At 61.2% G+C, this 21339-nt stretch carries 18 protein-coding genes and 2 pseudogenes; 6 read left to right on the top strand and 14 right to left on the bottom strand.

Going from position 1 to position 21339, the window contains the following annotated elements; all coding sequences use genetic code 11:
- Positions 1 to 1301, bottom strand: a 1301-nt coding sequence (locus DK871_RS26020; protein WP_161907163.1) for a type VI secretion system Vgr family protein, incomplete at its 3' end; no start/stop codon positions are given.
- A 163-nt stretch (positions 1302 to 1464) separates the two neighbouring features.
- Positions 1465 to 1656 (bottom strand): annotated as a pseudogene (locus DK871_RS29775) (contractile injection system protein, VgrG/Pvc8 family); the annotation flags it as partial.
- A 781-nt stretch (positions 1657 to 2437) separates the two neighbouring features.
- On the opposite strand from DK871_RS29775, the gene DK871_RS26010 reads away from it, so the two are divergent.
- Positions 2438 to 3346 carry a LysR substrate-binding domain-containing protein gene (locus DK871_RS26010; protein WP_161907162.1) on the top strand — a complete coding sequence of 303 codons (909 nt, stop codon included), beginning with the start codon at positions 2438 to 2440 and terminating at the stop codon, positions 3344 to 3346.
- Complete coding sequence (locus DK871_RS26005) at positions 3343 to 3699, top strand: MmcQ/YjbR family DNA-binding protein (RefSeq protein ID WP_161907161.1); 357 nt, start codon at positions 3343 to 3345, stop codon at positions 3697 to 3699. The genes DK871_RS26010 and DK871_RS26005 overlap by 4 nt, the downstream gene beginning before the upstream one ends.
- Here DK871_RS26005 and DK871_RS26000 read toward each other — a convergent pair.
- Positions 3688 to 4071, bottom strand: a complete 384-nt coding sequence (locus DK871_RS26000; protein ID WP_161907160.1) for a DUF1294 domain-containing protein — start codon at positions 4069 to 4071, stop codon at positions 3688 to 3690. The genes DK871_RS26005 and DK871_RS26000 overlap by 12 nt on opposite strands.
- Positions 4068 to 4898, bottom strand: a complete 831-nt coding sequence (locus tag DK871_RS25995; RefSeq protein WP_003191045.1) for an undecaprenyl-diphosphate phosphatase — start codon at positions 4896 to 4898, stop codon at positions 4068 to 4070. Before DK871_RS25995 ends, DK871_RS26000 begins: the two co-directional genes overlap by 4 nt.
- Positions 4899 to 5124: 226 nt before the next feature.
- Between DK871_RS25995 and DK871_RS25990 the strand changes: the two genes are divergently transcribed.
- Positions 5125 to 6759, top strand: coding sequence for a methyl-accepting chemotaxis protein (locus DK871_RS25990; protein WP_161907159.1), 1635 nt, complete (start codon positions 5125 to 5127; stop codon positions 6757 to 6759).
- 47 nt (positions 6760 to 6806) lie between these two features.
- Here the strand turns inward: DK871_RS25990 and dctM are convergent, their stop codons facing one another.
- The 8 genes from dctM to DK871_RS25950 all read right to left on the bottom strand — a co-directional run bounded on the left by dctM (position 6807) and on the right by DK871_RS25950 (position 16004).
- A complete protein-coding gene (gene dctM, locus DK871_RS25985) occupies positions 6807 to 8087 on the bottom strand; it encodes a C4-dicarboxylate TRAP transporter large permease protein DctM (RefSeq protein ID WP_032892010.1) in 1281 nt (426 codons plus the stop codon).
- Positions 8087 to 8719 carry a TRAP transporter small permease gene (locus tag DK871_RS25980; protein WP_047710778.1) on the bottom strand — a complete coding sequence of 211 codons (633 nt, stop codon included), beginning with the start codon at positions 8717 to 8719 and terminating at the stop codon, positions 8087 to 8089. The genes dctM and DK871_RS25980 overlap by 1 nt, the downstream gene beginning before the upstream one ends.
- Before the next feature lie 134 nt (positions 8720 to 8853).
- A complete protein-coding gene (locus DK871_RS25975) occupies positions 8854 to 9837 on the bottom strand; it encodes a TRAP transporter substrate-binding protein (protein WP_161907158.1) in 984 nt (327 codons plus the stop codon).
- Between the two features lie 761 nt (positions 9838 to 10598).
- Positions 10599 to 11414, bottom strand: coding sequence for a CoA ester lyase (locus tag DK871_RS25970; RefSeq protein WP_161907157.1), 816 nt, complete (start codon positions 11412 to 11414; stop codon positions 10599 to 10601).
- Between the two features lie 14 nt (positions 11415 to 11428).
- Complete coding sequence (locus DK871_RS25965; RefSeq protein ID WP_161907156.1) at positions 11429 to 12622, bottom strand: CaiB/BaiF CoA-transferase family protein; 1194 nt, start codon at positions 12620 to 12622, stop codon at positions 11429 to 11431.
- Positions 12615 to 13982, bottom strand: coding sequence for an MmgE/PrpD family protein (locus tag DK871_RS25960; RefSeq protein ID WP_161907155.1), 1368 nt, complete (start codon positions 13980 to 13982; stop codon positions 12615 to 12617). The genes DK871_RS25965 and DK871_RS25960 overlap by 8 nt, the downstream gene beginning before the upstream one ends.
- Before the next feature lie 11 nt (positions 13983 to 13993).
- Positions 13994 to 15157, bottom strand: a complete 1164-nt coding sequence (locus DK871_RS25955; RefSeq protein ID WP_161907154.1) for an acyl-CoA dehydrogenase family protein — start codon at positions 15155 to 15157, stop codon at positions 13994 to 13996.
- Positions 15158 to 15185: 28 nt separating this feature from the next.
- Complete coding sequence (locus tag DK871_RS25950; protein WP_161907153.1) at positions 15186 to 16004, bottom strand: MaoC family dehydratase N-terminal domain-containing protein; 819 nt, start codon at positions 16002 to 16004, stop codon at positions 15186 to 15188.
- 244 nt (positions 16005 to 16248) lie between these two features.
- On the opposite strand from DK871_RS25950, the gene DK871_RS25945 reads away from it, so the two are divergent.
- On the top strand, positions 16249 to 17130 hold the full coding sequence (locus DK871_RS25945; RefSeq protein WP_161907152.1) for a LysR family transcriptional regulator: 882 nt from the start codon (positions 16249 to 16251) through the stop codon (positions 17128 to 17130).
- 121 nt (positions 17131 to 17251) lie between these two features.
- Here the strand turns inward: DK871_RS25945 and ggt are convergent, their stop codons facing one another.
- Positions 17252 to 18976: a gamma-glutamyltransferase gene (ggt, locus tag DK871_RS25940; RefSeq protein ID WP_032892018.1), complete on the bottom strand. Its 1725-nt coding sequence runs from the start codon at positions 18974 to 18976 to the stop codon at positions 17252 to 17254.
- Between the two features lie 201 nt (positions 18977 to 19177).
- On the opposite strand from ggt, the gene DK871_RS25935 reads away from it, so the two are divergent.
- Positions 19178 to 20323, top strand: coding sequence for a MalY/PatB family protein (locus tag DK871_RS25935; protein WP_161907151.1), 1146 nt, complete (start codon positions 19178 to 19180; stop codon positions 20321 to 20323).
- Between the two features lie 56 nt (positions 20324 to 20379).
- Here DK871_RS25935 and DK871_RS25930 read toward each other — a convergent pair whose 3' ends face one another.
- Complete coding sequence (locus DK871_RS25930; protein WP_003173733.1) at positions 20380 to 20595, bottom strand: molybdopterin-binding protein; 216 nt, start codon at positions 20593 to 20595, stop codon at positions 20380 to 20382.
- A gap of 355 nt (positions 20596 to 20950) precedes the next feature.
- Between DK871_RS25930 and DK871_RS25925 the strand changes: the two are divergent.
- Positions 20951 to 21339 (top strand): annotated as a pseudogene (locus DK871_RS25925) (ribonucleotide-diphosphate reductase subunit beta); the annotation flags it as partial.

Below are 21339 nucleotides of genomic sequence, written 5' to 3'. Positions count from 1 at the left end.
GGTTTCCAGGTGTCGCGGTCGAACAGGAAGTGGACTTTGTAGCGGCCTTCGAGGTCGATGTGGCCGTAGGGGTCGTGTTCCTTGGGGCTGGTGACGCGGGCCGGGACGGTGCCGGCGATTTGCGGTTTGGGCAGCAGCGCCGGGCGAAAGCACACGGTTTCCGAATACGGGATGGCCTGGAAGCTGGCTTCAAAACTGCGGTCGCGGGCGGCGTGGGTGGTGACTTGGGTGATAACCGCGCCGGGGGTGAAGGCGTTGGGTGCGCCGCCGGAGATTTTCAGGACCTGGCCGGGGGTCAGGCTGGGGCTGCTGCTGACGCCGCTGAGGTGGGTCTGGCCGTTGAGGTAGCGTTCGTGGCGCAGGCGTGCGTAGAAGTAGCCGCTTTCACTTTGCAGGTCTTCGTCCTGGTCGTAGCGGTCGCCGATGACGCTGTAGGGTTCGGCGTAGTGGTAGGCCTCGCCGTAGGTGCCTTTGGCGCCACGGCTTTGGTCAATATCGCCGTCGAGGTAGGCGTTGGCCACGCGATGGTGGTAGGCGCGGATGTTGACGTGCTGCTCCACCACCTTGTGGTTCGATTGCAGGCGCCATACGCCGTCCTGGCCGCTGCTGTTCAGGCCCGATTGCGGGCGGTATGGCAGCTGGACGTCGAACTGGTAGTGGCGTTGGTCGTCGTGGAATTCCACCACGTCGATGTTCAGGCGTTCGTCGCGGGTGAAGCGGTACCAGATGCCGACTTCGGCCAGCAGGCGCGAGATGAAGGCCAGGTCACTTTCGTCGTATTGCATGACCTGTTCGCGCTTGGGGTATTCGCGCACCAGATTGAAGAGAAAATCCTGGCCTTCGAAATCGTGGCGGTTGCGCAGGATGCTTTCGACGATCTGCGGCGCGGATTGGTGCTGGTAGATGCGAAATTGTTGGCCACGGCCGAGCAAGGCCAGGCGCGGTTCGAGGGTGATTTCGTAGCGGGCTTCGTCGAGGGAGCCGGACAGGCGTTTGAAGCCGGTGACCACGCCGTGCAGGGTGCGCAGTGGTTTGACCGGGGGCACCTCAATGCCCACGGCTTTGAGCGCGGCCATGTCGGGGCTCAGGCCTGGGCCGTGCAGGCTGAAGTTGGCGTCTTTGCCCAGCACGCTGTCGGCGCTGAGGTCGCCGTCGAGGCTGGTGAATTCGACGCGGTAGTTGAACGGCTGGCTCAGGCCTTCGTGGCCTTCGAAGGCCAGCACGTCGAGTACCGCATCCACGTTGCGAACCGTGAGTTTGTGCCGACTGTGGTCGAAGAAGGTGCGCAGTTCATTGAGCATGTTCGGGCCTCCATGGCGACACGATAGGTAAAGGGTTGACGCTATCGCGGGGGTAAGTGCATGTCCTGCGAACAATTGTGAACGCTATCAATTGACAGGCGGGGTCCCCTTTGTGGTGAGGGGTCACCCCGTCAACCCAATCTGTAGCCACCTCGACCACCAGTCGTTCGTCGCGGGTGTTGCACAGGATGCTTTCGACAATCTGCGGCAGCGATTGGTGTGGGTTGATACGAAATTGTTGGCCGCGATCAAGCAAGGCCAGACGCGGTTTTTCGAGGGTGATTTTGTAGAGGGCTTCATCGAGGGAGCCAGACAAACGTTTGAAACCGGTGACCACGCCATGCAAGGTGCGCAGTTCATTAAGCATATGCAAGTCTCCGTGACACTTGGCACAACCTTGACCCAGCCGCCATTACGTTTCCGTTAGCAGAGCAGCGAAGTCATGTATCGCACCGACAATACAAGCTATTCCTGACGTGACTGCGCCCTCATAGCCATGAGTTAAAGAGGTAACTTTTCAATTACTTTCAAGTGAGGTCAGGCAGGTGCCGACAACCATTCGCAACGGACGCTCAATTCAGGCACTCCACATAGGCAAGACGGCGCCTCACGTCATTTTTGCCTGAGGAGCGCCTGCAAGAATACTGATTAAACTTAATGTTTAAAGAGTATTGCATTGAGCTTTAAAAAAGATCAAGACGTCATGCACATTCAAATACCAGAAGTGTCTCGCCTAGTCATATCAAAGGACCACAACACACAAGGAAATTTCCTACATCATTGAGCGGCCATTTCAGCTAGGCAATTATTCGACTGGGCAAAGTATCGTGCTTAATACTCTTTCTCCTACAACAGACAGAGAAAAAGTTACCGCCTTTAAGTTGAAAGCCTTAATTAAATTTCCTACATATTTAGCTATCCACCCAAAGGAAGAGCGAAACTTGTATAGGCACCGTTGAGCAAAAAAATAAAATTTTTCCAAGAAATGTATAGGGCCGACGTGTCGAGCAAAAACGGGCTGCTTCAAATCATTCCACCACAACCCGCCCCTCCCCCGAAGCGCTTGCTTCTCAGGGGTGGATTTACACGCGCCACACGTGGATAGTTTGTCCCACTGACAGGACAATAGGCCCACCATGCAAGACCTCAACGACCTCTACTATTTCGCCAAAGTCGTCGAAGCCGGCGGTTTTGCTGCGGCTGGCCGGCTACTCGGGATTCCCAAATCCAGGCTGTCGCGGCGCATTGCCGAGCTGGAAGACCGCCTGGGTGCACGCCTGCTGCAACGCACCACCCGGCAACTGACCCTTACCGCCGTGGGCGAGCGCTACCTGCGCCACTGCCAGGCCATGCTGCTGGAAGCGGAAATGGCCGACGAGGCCGTGGCCAGCATGTCCAGCGAGCCGCGTGGGCGGCTGCGGGTCAGTTGCCCGGTGGGGCTGGCCCAACACATCCTGCCGGAGTTGGTGGCAGGTTTTCTGGCCGCCCACCCGTTGGTGCAGTTGGACATGACCCTGGTGAACCGCCGCGTCGACCTGGTAGCCGAAGGCATTGATGTGGCACTGCGCGTGCGCGAACACGGCGATGAGGACCCGTTGCTGGTGACCAAACGCCTGCGCCAGGCGCACACCGTGCTGGTGGCCAGCCCCGCGTTCATGCGTGATCGGCAGGTCGAAACCCTGGAAGACCTCAAGCAGTTGCCCATACTCGGCGCGCTTGAGGCCGATCGAATGGTGCATCAACGCATCATCGATCCCCAGGGCAATACCCATGAGCTGGTGATGGAAGCGCGCCTGGGCATCGAAGACTTTATCGTGCGCAAGGCCAGCGCCATCATGGGGGTGGGCTTTACGATACTGCCGATGATGTACTGCGAAGAAGAACTGGCCAGCGGCCGGCTGGTGCAACTGCTGCCGCAATGGTCATTGCCGGGCGGCTGGCTGCAGGCGGTGTACCCGCACCGGCGCGGTGTGTTGCCGGCCATCCGCGCGTGGATCGACTACATTGAGGAAGGCTTCAAAGGCTGTGGAGATCGGCTGTTATGAGCATGACGGAAGAACAAGTCGCAGATTTCTGTCTGAGCCTGCCAGGCGCACGGGAAGACTATAAATGGGGCGGCGTGCGGGTGTTTTCGATTGCCGGCAACAAGATGTTCGCCTTGCAGAACCTGCGCGGTGAGTCGCTGGCCTTCAAGGTCGACAAAGAGCTGTTCCTGGGCCACGTCGACCGGCCGGGCATTCACCCGGCGCCTTACCTGGCGAGGGCACAGTGGGTCATCATGAACACGCCCTACCCTTTGGGCGCTGAGGAACTGCGCGGCTTGTTGCAGCGCTCCCACCAGTTGGTGGTGAGCAAGCTGCCCAAGCGCACGCAGATTGGCTTGCGGCTAGAGGATTGACAGCAAGGTGCCGCCGAGGAACAACTGATCCAGCCAGAACACCTGGTGCAACAGCACAATCACCCAGAACAGCACCTGGTAAGACGCCTTGCGCGTCTTGTGCCGGAACACCTGCTGGGCGATCAACGCCCCCGGCCAACCGCCCGCTAGCTCCACCGCATGCAGGATGTTTTCCGGGGTGCGCCAGCCTTCGGTCTGTGCTTTGCGCTTATCGCTCCAGTACAGGAAGAACGCCACCACGCTGACCACGCCGTAGGCCATCAACGGGATGACCGTTTCGCCGCGATACCACAGCAAGGCCGAGCCCAGCAGCGGCGCGGCACACAGCAGCACAAAGAGCAGCGCCTTCAGGCGTGGGTGCTGGATACTCATGGCTTGACCGCAGTCCAGTCGATCCAGCCGAATTGCCAGGTCGCCAGGATCACCAGGCCGAAGGCAATCCGGTACCAGGCAAACGCCGCGTAGCTGTGGCTGGCGATGAATTTGAGCAAGGCCTTGACCGCAATCATCGCGAAGATGAACGAGGTGACAAAGCCAATGGCGAATACCGGCAAGTCCGCGGGCTGGAACAGGTCACGGTATTTATAGCCTGAGTACACCGCTGCACCGACCATGGTCGGCATCGCCAGGAAGAACGAGAACTCGGTAGCCGTCTTGCGTGACAGGCCGAACAACAAGCCACCGATGATCGTCGCACCGGAACGCGAGGTGCCCGGGATCATGGCCAGGCACTGAGCCAGGCCGACTTTCAGGGCGTCTTTCCAGGTGATGTCATCGACGCTCTCAGCCCGCACCGCATGCTGGCGGCGCTCAGCCCACAACATGATAACGCCGCCCACCACCAGCGCCGTGGCCACGGTGATCGGGTTGAACAGGTAGTGCTTGATCAAATCGGCGAAGATCACCCCGAGTACCACCGCCGGCAACACGGCAATGATCAGGTTGACCGTGAAGCGCCGGGCTTTTGGCTGGGTCGGCAGGCCGATAACCACGTCAAAGATCTTGCGCCGAAACTCCCAGACCACCGCCAGGATCGCACCCAGCTGGATGATGATGTTGAAGGCTTCGAAACGCTCGCCGCCAAAATTGATCAGGTCGGCGACGATGATCTGGTGGCCGGTGCTGGAGATCGGCAAGAACTCCGTAAGCCCCTCTACGATGCCGAGAATCAATGCCTGTATGGCGGTCCAAAAATCCATGCTGTCTCCAAAGGTCATGCACGGGGCATGCCTCTTAGTCTTTTTTAAGTTCACTGACGACGAGCGCACACAAGCGCCCGCGGTTGATTCTCAACGCCGGTCTGCAAAAATTCCGTGAAAAATCAGGCAGTACTCAGGTTTTTCGATTCCGGGCCGAAAGCCTATCAGACACGCCGGAAATCTCGAAGCAGCACCACAATTATAAAGAGCAGGGAGTGACAGGACGATGAACAGTTTGCGCAGCATGTCGATCAGCCGCCGCCTTTGGCTGATCCTGATAGTCGCCGTGTTAATGCTGCTGGCCTTGGGGTTGTTGATGCTCAACCAGATCCACGGCGACCTCTACCAGGCCAAGCGCCAGCAGACCCAGCACGTGGTGCAGACCGCCAGTGGCGTACTCAGCTATTACCAGAACCTGGAAAAAACCGGCGTACTGACCCGCGACGCCGCGCAGCAGCAGGCCTTGAGCGCGGTGCGCGGCCTGCGTTATGACCACGACGATTACTTCTGGATCAACGACCTCACCCCCGTGATGATCATGCACGCGGCCAACCCCAAGCTCGACGGCCAGAACCTCTCGGCGATTCGCGACCCGGACGGTTTCGCCGTGTTCAACGAATTCGTGAGCCTGGCCAAGGCCAAGGGCGCCGGCATCGTCAACTACCGCTGGCCGAAGCCCGGCGCCGAAGCGCCGGTAGAGAAAACCTCGTACATCCAACTGTTCGAACCCTGGGGCTGGATTATCGGCTCCGGCGTCTACGTGGACGATGTGCAGGCTGAATTCAGGGGCCAGGTGTGGAAAGCCTCGGCCATTGGCCTGGGCATTGCGTTGATGATGGCCGTGCTGGTGCTGCTGATTGCCCGCAGCATCGTGCAGCCGTTGCAGGCGGCGGTGAATGCCATGGGCAATATCGCCAGCGGCGAAAGCGACCTGACCCACAGCCTCGACACCCACGGCCGTGACGAATTGACGCAACTGGCCCAGCACTTCAATAGCTTCACCGCCAAGCTGCGCCAGGTGGTCGGCCAGTTGCAGGTGTGCGCCAACGCCCTGGGCCAGTCGTCCACCGAGTTGGGCCACAATGCCAGCCAGGCCCATGACCGCAGCCAGCAGCAATCGCAGCAGATGGAACTGGTGGCCACCGCCATCAACGAAGTCACCTACGGCGTGCAGGACGTAGCCAAGAATGCCGAGCACGCCGCCAGCGAAATGCGCGATGCCCAGGCCCAGGCACAACAGGGCCAGGTCAATATCGACGGTAGCTTGCAGCAGATCGACCAGCTCTCCACCACCATCAGCCAGGCTGTTGAGGTGATCCGCACGCTCTCCAGCGAAAGCACACAGATCGGCGGTGTACTGGAGGTGATCCGCTCCATCGCCGACCAGACCAACCTGCTCGCCCTCAACGCCGCCATCGAAGCCGCCCGCGCCGGGGAGCAAGGCCGTGGGTTTGCGGTGGTCGCCGATGAGGTGCGCCTGCTGGCCCAGCGCACGCAGAAATCCACTGCCGAGATCCAGGTGATGATCGAGCGCCTGCAAGGCCACTCGGAAGCGGCGGTCAAGGTGATCAGCGACAGCCACAGCGCCTCGCAACTGACCATCGAACAAGCCGGCCAGGCGGGCGCAAGCCTCACCGCCATCGGCCAGGCGCTGCACAACCTCAACGGCCTGAACGCCTCGATTGCCAGCGCCACCCTGCAACAGGCCCACGTGGTGGAAGACATCAACCAGAACGTCACCCAAGCGGCCGGGCTGTCCCACAGCACCGCGCTGGCGGCGGAGCAATCCAGCGTGGCGAGTGCACAGTTGCGTGGTTTGAGTGAACAGCTTGATGGGCTTTTGCGTCAGTTCAAAGTCTGACGCCCCTCAGCGGTGGGAGGGCTGCCCTCTCCCACCGTCTAACGGCCTCACATCCCCAGCCACTGCGGCAGCGCGAGGGAAATGAACGGCAGGTAGGTGACCATGATCAGGAACACCAACAGAATCATCAGCCACGGCATCGCCGCGCGGATGGTCTGCCCCAGGGTCAGCCCCGTCACCGCCGAGGTCACGAACAGGTTCAGCCCCACCGGTGGATGCACCAGGCCGATTTCCATGTTCACCACCATCACGATGCCCAGGTGAATCGGATCAATGCCCAGCTTCATCGCAATCGGGAAAAAGATCGGCGCCAGGATCAGCACAATGGCCGAAGGCTCCATAAAGCTGCCGGCAATCAGCAACACCACGTTGACCATGATCAAAAAGCCAATCGGCGTCAGCCCTTCGGAGATCACCCAAGCAGTAATTTGCTGGGGGATCTGCTCGGTGGTCAGCACGTGGGCAAACAACATGGCGTTGGCGATGATGAACATCAGCATGATCGACAACCGCCCGGACTCCAGCAGCACTTTGGGGCAGTCACGCAGCTTCATGTCCTTGTAGACGAACAGCGCGACAAACGCCGAATACACCGCCGCCACCGCCGCCGCCTCGGTCGGGGTGAACATGCCGCTGTAAATGCCGCCGAGGATGATCACCAGCAGCAACAGGCCCCAGAACGCCCGGCGTGCGCAACTGAGCCACTCACGGAACGTCGCCCGGGGTTGCGCCGGCAGCTTCTTGATGCGGGCGACGATGTAGATCGCAATCATCAACATCAGGCCCAGCAACAAGCCCGGAATCACCCCGGCCATGAACAGCTTGCCCACCGAGGTTTCGGTCGCCGCAGAATACACCACCATCACAATCGACGGCGGAATCAGAATGCCCAAGGTGCCGGCGTTGCAGATGATGCCCGCCCCAAACTCCTTCGGGTAACCGGAACGCACCATGCCCGCCACGGCAATCGAGCCCACCGCCGCCACCGTGGCCGGTGACGAGCCGGACAGCGCCGCAAACAGCATGCACGCCAACACCGCCGCAATCGCCAGGCCACCGCGGATATGCCCGACACAGGCGTTGGCAAAGTCGATCAGCCGCTGGGCCACGCCGCCGGTGGTCATGAAGGCGCCGGATAACAGGAAAAACGGAATCGCCAGGAAGGTGTAGGCGTCGCTGGTTTCAAACAGCTTGATCGCCAGGGAACTCACCGAGTCCTGGCTGAACATCAGGATCGACACCGCACCGGAGAGCCCCAGGGCAATCGCAATTGGCACGCCCAGGAACATGAACACGAACAACAGCAGAAACAGACAGAGCACGGCCATCAGTGACGCTCCTCATGGCTGCCGGCCAACTTGCTGGCCTCACCGGCCTCGTCGGCCAACCCCAACCCGACCTGGCGGTGGGTAAAGATGCGGTAGAAAATTTCCAGGTAGCGGATCAAGACCAAGGCAAAGCCAATGGGCACGATCACCACGATGTCGCCGACATCGATGCCGAACTGGTCGAGGTCTTCGGCGCCGATGTGCGCGGTCATCACCGCACTCACCCACTTGTAGCTGGCCACCATGAACAGCCCGGCATAGGCCAGGCAGCACAGGCACGCGAGCATGCCGAGCAGGCGTTGCACCGGGCGCCGGGTGAGCCGCACCAACGCGTCCACGCCCAGGTGGCCTGCGGTGCGCACGCCGTAGGAAATGCCGAAGAAGATCAACCAGCCGAACATGGCCTTGGTCAGCGCCACGCTCCAGGTCATCTCTTGGGCCAACGTCATGGTGCCGTCGCCCAGGGCATTGAAGAAGGGGCTGCTCCAGGCCCATTTATCGGCCAGGGTAAAGAACAGGGTGTAGACGTTGTTGAGCATGACGTAGACGAATGTCACCAAGGTCATGGCGGCCAGCAGGAAAGCAATGAAGCCTTCCTCCAGGTGCTCCCAGACGCGCCTTAGCGTTTGCATGGCAAAACCTCGCGAACTGTGTAGGAGCGAGCTTGCTCGCGAAGAACGTCAACGATAACGCTGGCATCCTGAATGAACGCGTTGCCTACGCGTTTTTCGCGAGCAAGCTCGCTCCTACAGAGGAGTGAACAGGATTACTGGTTGGAAGCGTCCGCCGCCTTGATCAGGTCAGCCCCAATCTCGCCCTCGAACTTCTGCCACACCGGGCGCATGGCTTCGCGCCACAGCGCACGTTGCGCGGGGGTCAGTTCGATGATTTCGCTGGTCTTGGCGTCGATGATCTTCTGCTTGGCCGACTGGTTCAGTGCTTCAGCCTGCTTGTTCACCTCCACCGTCACCTCGGCCATGATCTGCTCCAGGGTGCTGCGCACATCCGGCGCCAGGCCGTTCCAGAATCTTGCGTTGGTGATCACCATGTAGTCGATCAGGCCATGGTTGGACTCGGTGAAGTACTTCTGCACTTCGTTGACCTTCTGGCTTTCATAGTTCGACCAGGTGTTCTCGGTGCCATTCACAGTGCCGGTCTGCAGGCCCTGGTAGACCTCGGCAAAGCTCATCTTGCGCGGGTTGGCGCGGATCGCCTTGAACTGTTCTTCGAGCACACTGGAAGCCTGCACGCGGAACTTCAGGCCACGGGCGTCCTTGGGTTCATGCAGGGCCTTGTTGGCAGAGAGTTGCTTGAGGCCGTTGTGCCAATAGGCTAGGCCGAGGATGTTCTTATCCTGCATCGAGGTCAGCAGTTGCTTGCCCTCAGCGGCCTGGAAACGGTCGACGGCGGCCAAGTCATTGAACAGGAACGGCAAGTCGTAGATTTGAACTTGCTTGGTGTAGTGCTCGAATTTGGCCAGGGACGGCGCAAGCATTTGCACGTCGCCCAGCAATAACGCTTCCATTTCCTTGCCATCGCCAAACAGCGACGAGTTCGGGTACACCTCAACCTTGACCTTGCCGGGCAGACGCTCTTCAGCAAGTTTTTTAAACAGCAACGCGCCCTGGCCTTTAGGGGTGTTCTCGGCAACCACGTGGGCGAACTTGATCACAATCGGGTCTGCCGCCTGGGCCAGGCCAGCGGTAAACAAGGTGGCGGCGCACAGCAGCGCCCGGGAAAGCTTGAGCATGGGAATCACCTTCTTATTGTTGTGTTTAAGGCAAGGTGCCTGATGTAACGCGTGTCGTGAATTTCGAATTTTAGATACCTGCGTTCGGCCTGGCCGAACGCGTCCAGTGTGGGAGCTGGCTTGCCTGCGATAGCGGTGTGTCAGGCAACACAGACATTGACTGTTCTACCGCTATCGCAGCATAGGTATCTACACAACTTTGGTGCGACGCTGAACCTGTGGCGAGGGAGCTTGCTCCCGTGACGACCGGATAGCCGACGCTGTTCTAACTGACGCACCGCGATCCAAATGTGGGAGCTGGCTTGCCTGCGAAGACGGCCTGACAGCCGACCAAGAAGTTGGATTCGACCGCGTACATATCCGTTATTTAGGTAACGGCCACTTAGGGTTCCGCCCTGACGGCGGCTCACTTTGCAAGAGCGGCAAAGTAAGCAAAACGCTCTTGCCCCACCACTCGGCACCTCGCTTAGGCTCGGTGTGCCCGTAATTCGCCAGTGATTTGGGGGGCCGCCGCCACGCGCCATCCATGGCGCGGGGCGGCTAAACCGGCATCCCTGCCGGTTTACCCCCCAAATCCCTGTCGAATTCCGACCAGCGTGGTTTAACGGGGCGCCTGAGATCAAGATCAAAAGCAGATCAAGAGCAAGATCACGAGCGGCTCGCTTCGCATCGTGGTTAGCGTTGAGTGCTACAGAGTTGTGTAGATACCTATGGCTATCGCAGGCAAGCCAGCTCCCACATTTTGTTCCCGGTTTTGTCAGTTACAGTTGCGCGGCCAGCAGCCGTTGCGCGCGCAGCAGTACCGGCGCATCGACCATCTGCCCGTCAATCTGATAAGCCCCTGCCCCATGGGCGCCCGCCTCCACCACCCGCCTGGCCCAGGCCAGCTCTTCGGCGCTCGGCGCCAGCGCGGCATGGATCACCGCGACTTGCTTGGGATGAATGCACAACGCCCCGGCAAAGCCCATTTCATAAGCGTGCCGGATCGAGCGGTGCAGGCCTTCGGGGTCGTCGATGGCCGGGTGCACGCCGTCCAGCGGCGCCGCCAGGCCCGCGGCGCGCGAATGCACGATCAGCGCCAGGCGCGCCTGGTCGAGGGCCAATTCGGCGGCGCGGGAGTGACTGCTCAGGTTGAGGTCCAGCGCCAGGTCCAAGCCGCCGAACGACAGGCGCTGCACCTGAGGCGCCTGGGCAATCTCCGCCAGCGCCAGCAAACCCCGTGCGCTTTCGATAATCGGCCAGATACGTTTGCCTGTCGCGGCCACCACCGCCACCTGGGCCGCGCTTTCGACCTTGGGCAGCAACACCCCCGCCACATTTGCATGGGCCTTGCAGAAGGCGACATCGGCAAAATGCTCGGCATGCTGGGGCGCGTTGATGCGTACCCACACCTGGGCTTCGGCATGCGCATGCAGGAACGCGCCCAGATTATCCCGAGCCTGACGCTTGAGCGGTTCTTCCACCGCGTCTTCAAAATCCACAATCACCGCGTCGGCGCCGCTGGCCAGGGCCTTGGCAAACCGCTCCGGGCGGCTGCCCGGCACAAACAGCGCAGAACGTACTAAAGACTTTGGCATCACTTGATTCCTGATTAGATAACGCCGCGCTCGCGCAGGCTGTTAATGGCCTCAACGGAGTAACCCAGCTGGTCGAGGATGCCTTGGCTGTGTTGCCCCAGCGCTGGCACGCCGTCCATGCGCGGGGTAAACGCAGCGTTACGGGCCGGTGGCAGCAGCGACGGCAACGGCCCCGCCGGGCTTTGGATGTCGCGCCAGCTGTCGCGGGCCTTGAGTTGCGGGTGGTCCCACACGCCTTGCATGTCGTTGACCCGTGCACTGGCAATCTGCGCGTCTTCCAAGCGCTGGATCACCGCCTCGACGTCCAGTGGGGCAAAGCGCTCCACGATGATCTGGCGCAGCACCTCGCGGTTGGCCGAGCGCTTGAAGTTGGCGCTGAAGCGCTCGTCCGTGGCCAGCGCCGGGCTGAGCAGCACTTTGTCGCAGAACGCCGCCCATTCGCGCTCGTTCTGCAAGCCAAGCATCACCGTGCCGCCGCCTCCAGTGGGAAACGGCCCGTAAGGGTAAATCGTCGAATGCGCGGCACCCGCACGCGGTGGCGGCGCCGCGCCGTCGAAGGCGTAATACATCGGGTAGCCCATCCACTCCACCAGGCTGTCCAACATGCTCACATCGATGCGGCTGCCCTGGCCGGTTTTGCCGCGCAGCAGCAGCGCCGACAGAATGCCGCTGTAGGCGTACATGCCGGCGGAGATATCCGCGATGGAGCAACCGGCCTTGGCCATCTGTTCTTCACCTGGGCCACCGGTCACCGAGAGAAAGCCGCCTTCGCTCTGGATCAGCAGGTCGTAGGCTTTCTTTTTCTCGTAAGGCCCGCCTTCACCGTAGCCGGAAATATCGCAGACGATCAGCCGTGGAAAGCGCGCGTGCAGCGCCTCGAACGATAAGCCCATGCGCGCCGCCGCGCCGGGGGCAAGGTTCTGCACCAGCACATCGGCGTCGGCCAGCAGCGCATCCAGAATGGCGCCCGCCTCGTCCTGCTTGAGGTCCAGGGTCAGGCTTTCCTTGGAGCGGTTGGTCCAGACGAAATGCGACGCCAGGCCACGCACCCGCTCATCATAGCCACGGGCGAAATCGCCGGCGCCGGGGCGCTCCACCTTGATAACCCGCGCACCAAGGTCGGCCAACTGGCGCGTACAGAATGGCGCGGCAATCGCGTGTTCCAGGCTGACGACGGTGATGCCGTCCAGCGGTCGTTGTTCAGTCATCACAAATTCCTCCAAGCCAATGGGCCATGGACGCGGTAGTGCGCAGGTTCCACACCTGCTCGATCAGGCGGTTGGCCTGGGCCGGGGTGCGGGCGCCGCTGAAGTGGGCCAGGCGCTGGAACTTGTCCGCCAGCTCGGTACGGCTCAGGGTGTTGCCCGGGTCGCCCTTGGGTTCATCAATGGCACCGTGCAGCGTGCGGCCATCGGTGGTGGTGACGGTGACGCGGCCCAGCCAGCGTTGCGGGTAGGCGCTGTCGACTTCGGGGTCCAGGCTCATGCTGACCTTGTCGCGAAACGCCGCGACCGCAGGATCGGTCAACGCCAGGTCACGGAATTCAGGCAACCCGGCCTTGCCATGCACGGCGATCAGACCGAGCACGGTGCCCATGGAGAATTTGGCCTGGTGCACGGTGGCTGGCACCGTCACTCGGCCGAGTACGTCGATGGCGCCTTGATGCACGTGGGTTTGCACCTGAGAGATCTGTGCAGCGCGCAAGCCTTCACGCTGCATCACGTCCAATAGCGCATCGGCAGCGGGATGGGTGTGACGGCAGGAAGCGTGGAACTTGAACGAGGTTTCCACCAGTGCCCAACGGCTGCCCAGGCCGGCAGACAATTTGCCCGGCTGCGCATCACTGGACATGCCCGCCGCCAAACCCTGGTCGCCTTCAAGAATATTGCGCGCGCCGGTCAGCCCATCGGCCGTAAGGTAAGCCGCCAGCAAGCCGTCCGCCGCCGCCTTGGCCGTGTGCAGTTGCTTGGAATCGGCGGCATCGCGCAGAAACTCCCAGAGCCCGGCGGCCTGGGTGCCGGCGCTGCCGAGCAGGTTGATGAATTGCTCTTCGTTGAAGTCGAGCAACTTGCCCACCGCGACCGCCGCCGCCAAGGTGCCGACCGTGGCAGTGGTGTGGAAGATGCGGTAGTGGGAACGCCCCATGAACTCACCGACGCGGATCCCCGCCTCATAGCCGGCCACCGAGGCCAGCAACAGTTCACGGCCAGACTTGCCGAGGTCCTGGGCAGCGGCCAACGCGGCGGGAAACACCACAGTGGCCGGGTGCAGCACCGAGCTGTTGTGCAAGTCATCCTGCTCCACCAAGTGCGAGGAGGCGGCGTTGACCAGGGCGGCAAAATACGCGCTGGTGCCGGGGCCGTTGACGATCACCTGGGCCGGGCCGCTGCTCGGGCCCATCTTCTGTGCGTAGCGTTCAAACAGGGGAATCGGGTGCGCGCCCTGGCTGGCCAAGGCAGACGCGAGCCAATCCAGGTACAGCTCTTCGGTGCGCGCCAGTACGTGCTCGGGCAACTGCGCGTAAGTCAGCTCGGCCAGGAACCGGCAAAGGGCTTGGGTATGATGCATGCTCAAGGCCCTCAGAAGCTGCGCGGCAGTTCGAGCAAATGCTCGGCCACGTAGGACAGGATCAGGTTGGTGGAGATCGGTGCCACCTGGTACAGGCGGGTCTCGCGGAATTTGCGCTCCACGTCGTACTCGCAGGCAAAGCCGAAGCCGCCATGGGTTTGCAAGCAGGCGTTGGCCGCTTCCCAAGACGCCTTGGCCGCCAGGTACTTGGCCATGTTGGCACTGGCCCCGGCGTTCTTGCCGCTGTCGTATTCCTCACAGGCACGCCAGCGCATCAGGTCCGCCGCTTCGATCTCGATATGCGCCTCGGCAATCGGGAACTGCACGCCCTGGTTCTGCCCGATGGGCCGGCCAAACACCACACGGTCGCGGGCATAGCCTCTGGCCTTTTCGATAAACCAGCGGCCGTCACCGATGCACTCGGCGGCAATCAGGGTGCGCTCGGCATTCAGGCCATCGAGGATGTATTTGAAGCCCTTGCCCTCCTCGCCAATCAGGCTGTCCAGGGGCAGCTGCAGGTTGTCGAAGAACAGCTCATTGGTCTCGTGGTTGACCATATTGGCGATAGGCTGCACGGTCAGGCCGTTGCCGATGGCCTGGCGCAGGTCCACCAGGAAGATCGACATGCCTTCGGATTTTTTCTGCACTTGGGCCAAGGGCGTGGTGCGTGCCAGCAAAATCATCAGGTCGGAATGCTGCACCCGCGAGATCCAGACTTTCTGGCCGTTGATCACGTACTTGTCGCCGCGCTTGATCGCCGTGGTCTTGATCTTGGTGGTGTCGGTGCCGGTAGTGGGTTCGGTGACGGCCATCGACTGCAGGCGCAATTCACCGCTGGCCAGCTTGGGCAGGTAGAAGCGTTTTTGCGCCTCGCTGCCGTGACGCAGCAGGGTGAACATGTTGTACATCTGGCCGTGCACGGTGCCCGAGTTGCCGCCGCAGCGGTTGACTTCCTCAAGGATCACCGAGGCTTCGGCCAGGCCCAGGCCGGACCCGCCGTACTCCTCGGGGATCATCGCCGACAGCCAGCCAGCGTCGGTCAGGGCCTTGACGAAGGCTTCGGGAAAGCCCTTTTCTTCATCGATCTTGCGCCAGTAAGCGGCATCGAACTCGGCGCACAAGGCGCGCACGCCGTCGCGGATGGCATTGAGTTCTTCGTTGTCGTGGGCATTCATTAACGGCTCTCCGCCTGTTGTTATGGGGTTATTCGAAATGCACCTGGGCGGTCTGCGCCAGGCCTTCAGTGTTGCCGGCCCAGAGGTCTGCGACGCCGGTTGCGGTGATGCGCCCGCCGACCTCAAAAGGCTGCGGCGCAATCAGTGGGCGCACGCCGCGATAGGCAAAGCGGCGCAGAGTCGCTTCGGGGTGCGCCCGGCAGAACGCGCGCAGGCTCAAGGTGGCGATCAGCGGGCCATGCACCACCAGGCCGGCATAGCCTTCGGTGCCGGTGACATAGGGGTAGTCGTAATGGATACGGTGGCCGTTGAACGTCACGGCGCTGTAGCGGAACAGCAGGGTTGGCGTCGGTTCGACCGCCTCTGTCCATTCGCCTTGGGCCAGCGCGTCGCCGCTGCCCGCCTTGGGTGGCGTGGGTTCGCGGTAGACGATGTCCTGTTCCTCGCGGATGGCCAGGCGCCCGTCCTGGGAGTAGTCATGGCTCACGGTGACAAATAACAGTGAACCGGTGCGCCCAGTTTTTTCTTCGACCTGGGTGATGGTGGATACGCGCGTGGCCGCCTCGCCAGCCCGCAGCGGGTGCAAAAACTCAAGGCGCCCACCGGCCCACATACGATTGCGGTTATCGGCCGGTGGCAGGAACCCGCCGCGTGCCGGGTGACCGTCGCTGCCCAGGGCAGATTCAGGCAACGGGTCCTGGAAAAAGCACCATTGCCACAACGCAGGCACCGCGTCGCCATCGGCGGGCACGGCTTCACCGAACGTGGCGGCGATACGCTTGAGCAGGTTATGGCTCAGGTGGTCGTGGGCGGTCTCACTTCGGCCGATCCAATCAGTGGCGCTCATCGGGTGCAGGTCCTCAGGCAGTGGGTGACTGCCGTGGATCATGCAAGGGCCTGCCCGTTCTGAGAATTTGCATTTCAATAAACCAGCGTTCGGTTATGCTGAACGCTTACAGCCACACCGTGAACCAATGTGGGAGCTGGCTTGCCTGCGATAGCGGTGTGTCAGTGAGCATCTTCGTTACTGACACACCGCCATCGCAGGCAAGCCAGCTCCCACAGGAAACCTGTTGCCCGGGAGTTTTTGCATGCACTTCGATCTCGCCGACCTGCGCCTGTTTATCCATATCGCCGAATCCCCCAGCCTCACCCAGGGTGCCAAGCGCGCCTTCCTGTCGCCGGCTGCCGCCAGTGCGCGGATCAAAGCCTTGGAAGGCCAGCTCGACACGCGCCTGTTGTACCGCGACAGCCGGGGCGTGGAGATCACTCCGGCAGGCGAGCGGCTGTTGCACCATGCGCGGTTGATCATGCGCCAGGTCGATTACCTCAAAAGCGAGTTCACCCGATACGGCGTGGATTCAGCCGGGCATATCCGTATCTTCGCCAACACCACGGCGGTCACCGAGTTTTTGCCGGAGGTCTTGGCAGGCTTTCTGTCGCAGCGACCGGGCGTCACCGTCGACCTGCAGGAACGCCTGTCACGGGACATCGTGCGCGGGGTGCTCGATGGCACCAGTGACATGGGTATCATCGCCGGCCCCGTAGAAGCCTCTGGCTTGCAAGTGCTGCATTTCAGCACCGATGAGCTGGTGCTGATGGTGCCCGTCGGGCATCCGTTGGCCGACCTGCCTTCGGTGACCCTTGAGCAGACCCTGGCGTATCAGCATATCGGCCTGCATGAAGGCAGCACGCTGTTGAGTTTCCTGCGCGAACACGTCGAGCGCCTGGGCAAGCAGTTGTCGCTGCGTATCCAGGTCTCGAGCTTCGAAGCGATCTGCCGGATGGTCGAGGCCGGCGTGGGCATTGGCATCATTCCCGAATCCGCCGCCCTGCGCCACAGCCGCACCATGCAGCTGGTGACGGTGAAACTGGACGAGCCCTGGGCGATTCGCGAGCGCAGCATCCTGGTACGTGAGCTGGAAGCGCTGCCGGGGACCATCCGCGCCCTGATCGCCACCTTGATGCCCTGATCCTGTAGGAGCGAGCTTGCTCGCGAAAAACGTCAACGATAACGCGTGTTTTCTGGATAAACGCAGCGCCTATCAGTTCTTCGCGAGCAAGCTCGCTCCTACAGAGGCAATGTCAGCTCCTTTAGTAGCCCAACGACAAGCCTGTATTGCGCCGCGGGTCATTGGCCCCATAGAAACGGTTGTTACCCACCGGCTTGCCCTCCAGGGAAGGCGCGCCTACCAGGATGGCGGCCAGGTGGTTGGCATCTTGCGGGCCGGCAAACTTGTGGCCCCAGCTTTCGAGGATCTTCTGGGTGTCCGGGCTGACCGCAAAGGTCTCAAGGTTGGTGGTTTCCGGCATCCATTGCTGGTGGAAGCGCGGTGCGTCCACGGCTTCCTGGATGTTCATCTTGTAGTCGATGACATTCAGGATGGTCAGCAAGGTCGCGGTGATAATGCGACTGCCCCCCGGTGTGCCAACGACCATTACTGCCTTGCCGTCCTTGGTGACGATGGTGGGGCTCATCGATGACAACGGCGCCTTGCCTGGTGCGATGGCGTTGGCTTCGCCCTGCACCAGCCCATACATATTCGGTACGCCGACCTTGACGGTGAAGTCATCCATTTCATCGTTGAGAATCACCCCGGTCTTGCTGGCCATCACCCCGGCGCCAAACCAGTCGTTGAGGGTATAGGTCACCGAGACCGCGTTGCCCCACTTGTCGACGATGGAATAGTGGGTGGTGTTATTGCCTTCGTGGGGCGACACACCCGGTTTGATCGCCTGGGAGTCACCAGCCTTTTGCGGCTCGATGGCAGCGCGTAGCTTGGCCGCGTAGTTCTTGTCCAGCAGATGCTCGATGGGGTTCTTCACGAAGTCCGGATCGCCCAGGTAGCTGTTGCGGTCCACGTAGGCGTGGCGCATCGCTTCGATCTGGTAGTGCAGGCCCTGGGCCGAGTGATAGCCCAGATCGGCCATCGGGTAGCCTTCGAGGATGTTCATGATCTGGCAGATCACCACACCACCCGAGCTGGGTGGCGGCGCCGAGACAACATGGTAGCCACGGTAGTCGCACTCGATGGGGGCCAGTTCGCGGGTTTTGTAGGCGTCGAGGTCGGCCTGGGTGATGATGCCTTTGCCGGCCTGGCTGGAATCCACCACCGCCTTGGCGACCCAGCCTTTATAGAAACCGTCGGTGCCCTTGGCCGAGATTTCCTTGAGGGTCTTGGCCAGGTCCTTCTGCACCAGCTTCTGGCCCACCTGCATCGGTTTGCCGTTGTGCAGGAAGATCCCGCGCATGTCCTGGTCTTTTTCGAACTCACCGGTGGCGGTGTGCAACAGGTCGATATCGCCCTGCTCCAGCGCAAAGCCGTTTTCCGCCAGCTTGATCGCCGGGGCAATCACTTGCGCGCGCTTGAGGGTGCCGTACTTGCTCAGGGCCAGCTCCATGCCAGACACCGTGCCCGGTACGCCGACCGCCAAATGGCCTTTGGCGCTGAGGCCTTCGACCACATTGCCGGCCTTGTCGAGGTACATGTCGGCCGTCGCCGCCAACGGGGCTTTTTCGCGGAAGTCGAGGAAGGTCTTGCGCCCGTCCGCCAGTTGCACGGTCATGAAACCGCCGCCGCCCAGGTTGCCCGCCGCCGGGTACACCACCGCCAGCGCGTAACCTACCGCCACCGCCGCATCGACCGCGTTGCCGCCGGCCTTGAGCACATCGACACCCACGTGGGTTGCCAGGTGCTGGGCCGTGACCACCATGCCATTTTCACCCGCAACCGGGGCTTGGGAAGCTGCGTGCACACCGTTGACCGTCAAGACCAGCGCGGTCGCAATCAAAGTGTGACTGAAGGGTTGGTATTTCATCCATGGCTACTCTGATTATTGAGATGCACCAAAATAGCCCCTAGCTGATTCAATCCCCAGCGCAATGGCGTTTTTATTACAGAACTTGTCGGTCATGGAACGCACACTGCTGCGCAAGTCGGCAATCAGCTCTGGCCTATAAAATTAATGGCGCTAGAATCGGCGCCATTCTTTTACCGCCGCCCTGATACGAGCCTGTCCATGAGCTTTGATTTCGACACGATCCACCCACGCTTCGATACCGGCAGTACCAAGTGGAGCCGTTACCCGCAAGACGTCCTGCCGATGTGGATCGCCGACATGGACATCGCCGCGCCGCCCGCCATCTTGCAAGCCCTGCACGCGCGCCTCGACCAGCAGATTCTCGGCTACAGCGTGGCCGGCCCGGACGTGCGCGACGCTATCGTTTCCGACTTGTGGGCCAAGTACGCCTGGCGCGTGCAGCCTGAAGAACTGCTGTTTCTGCCCGGCGTCGAGCCTGGCTTCAATATGGCCTTGCACGCCTTCGTCCAGCCCGGCCAGGCGGTGGTACTGCAAACCCCCAACTATCGGCCGATTCGCCTGGCGCCCGGCAACTGGAAGCTGCCACGCATCGAAGTGCCGTTCCAATTGATCGATGGCGAATACCGCACACCGCTGCCGGCCATGCGCCAAGCCTTGAGCGGGGCCGGGGCGCTGTTGCTGAGCAACCCGCACAACCCCATCGGCAAGGTGTTTGCCCGTGAAGAGTTGCTGGCGGTGGCCAATGCCTGCCTGGACACCGGCGCATTGATCATCAGCGACGAAATCCACGCAGAGCTGTGCTTCGACGGCCGTCGCCACATCCCCACCGCCAGCCTCAGCCCCGAGATCGCCCAGCGCACCATCACCCTGATGTCAGCGAGCAAGGCGTATAACGTGGCCGGCCTGAAGACCTGCTTCGCCGTGGTCCAGAACGCCGAGGTGCGCGAGCGTTTCAATCAGGCGCGCTGCGGCATGGTCGACAGCGTCAGCCCACTGGGCCTGGAAGCCACCCGCGCCGCCTACAGCGAATGCACCGACTGGCTCAGCGCGCTGGTGCAGTACCTGCAAGCCAACCGCGACTACCTGCTCGACGCGGTAAAAACCCGCCTGCCCGGCGTGGTGATGCATGCGCCACAGGGTACCTTCCTGGCGTGGCTTGATTGCAGCGCCCTGGGCCTGGAGGACCCGCAGCAGTTCTTCCTGGAACAGGCCAGGGTCGGCCTGAGTGCTGGGATTGAGTTTGGCGATGACAGCCAACAGTTCGTACGCCTGAACTTCGGTTGCCCACGGGCGATGCTTGAGGAAGGTATACAGCGCATGGAAAGTGCCTTGCGCCAGCGCTGAGTTGCCCAGCGAAGCATTGGTGGGAGGGGTAAGCAATCCCCACCCACATTATCCATTCACAGCTTGGCGATGGACACTTCCGTCGACTTCACAAAGGCAATCACTTCACTGCCCACCTTCAATTCCAGGTCACGTACAGAGCGCGTGGTAATCACCGAAGTAACAATGCCCGAGGCGGTCTGCACGTCGATTTCCGACACCACTTCCCCCAGCAGAATCTCCTTGATCACGCCTTTGAATTGGTTGCGCACGTTGATCGCTTTGATGGTCATGTCGGCTTTCCTTTTGGCTGTTGGGTCAATCCGCACGAATGCGCAGGCCCTCAAAATGCGCTGCCCGATAGAATATTAAAAGGAATAAATATCTATTTATTTATTCGATAAAGACATATGCAGAGTGATGTTTCATGACCCGCCCACGGCTGAATTTGTGTATGGCAGCGACCTATGACCGCACATCTTGTGCGTTGACCAACTTTGTTACACCCCATATAGTGTGCCCACAAACAGATCAGACCACTACATAGTGTGCAGCATCGGTATTTACCGACCACACTACGCGCAGTATTTCAATGCCTTGTAGCCTGCAAAAACATTTATTTTTCGAGTACCAGGAAGGAGTATTTCCATGCTGAGTTGGGATGAAGTCGACAACGAAGACACCGGTGCAGCGGTGATCAAAGGCGCCAACGCCGGCCACGCCACCGAAGCCAACATGGACCGCCTCGACGGTGCCGGCGCCGCTGCCGCCGTGGAAGCCCGCGCCGTCACCGCCAACGACTCCGCCGCCATCGTGCGCGCCAAGGCCGCCCTGGACAAACTCGACGTCGCCGAAGGCCTCGCCGAGCTGGAAGGCGCCTCCGCCCGCGTCGCCGTTGACGAAAAGCGCATGATCAACTGCCGCGCCGACCTCAACCAACTTGTGCCCTTCAAGTACGATTGGGCCTGGCAGAAGTACCTCGACGGCTGCGCCAACCACTGGATGCCGCAAGAGGTCAACATGACCGCCGACATCGC

Source organism: Pseudomonas sp. L13, from assembly GCF_009935965.1.
GTDB classification, from domain to species: Bacteria; Pseudomonadota; Gammaproteobacteria; order Pseudomonadales; family Pseudomonadaceae; genus Aquipseudomonas; species Aquipseudomonas lactis.
Note: the sequence above shows the minus strand (reverse complement) of the source record. Positions and strands in the feature narration are given on the sequence as shown.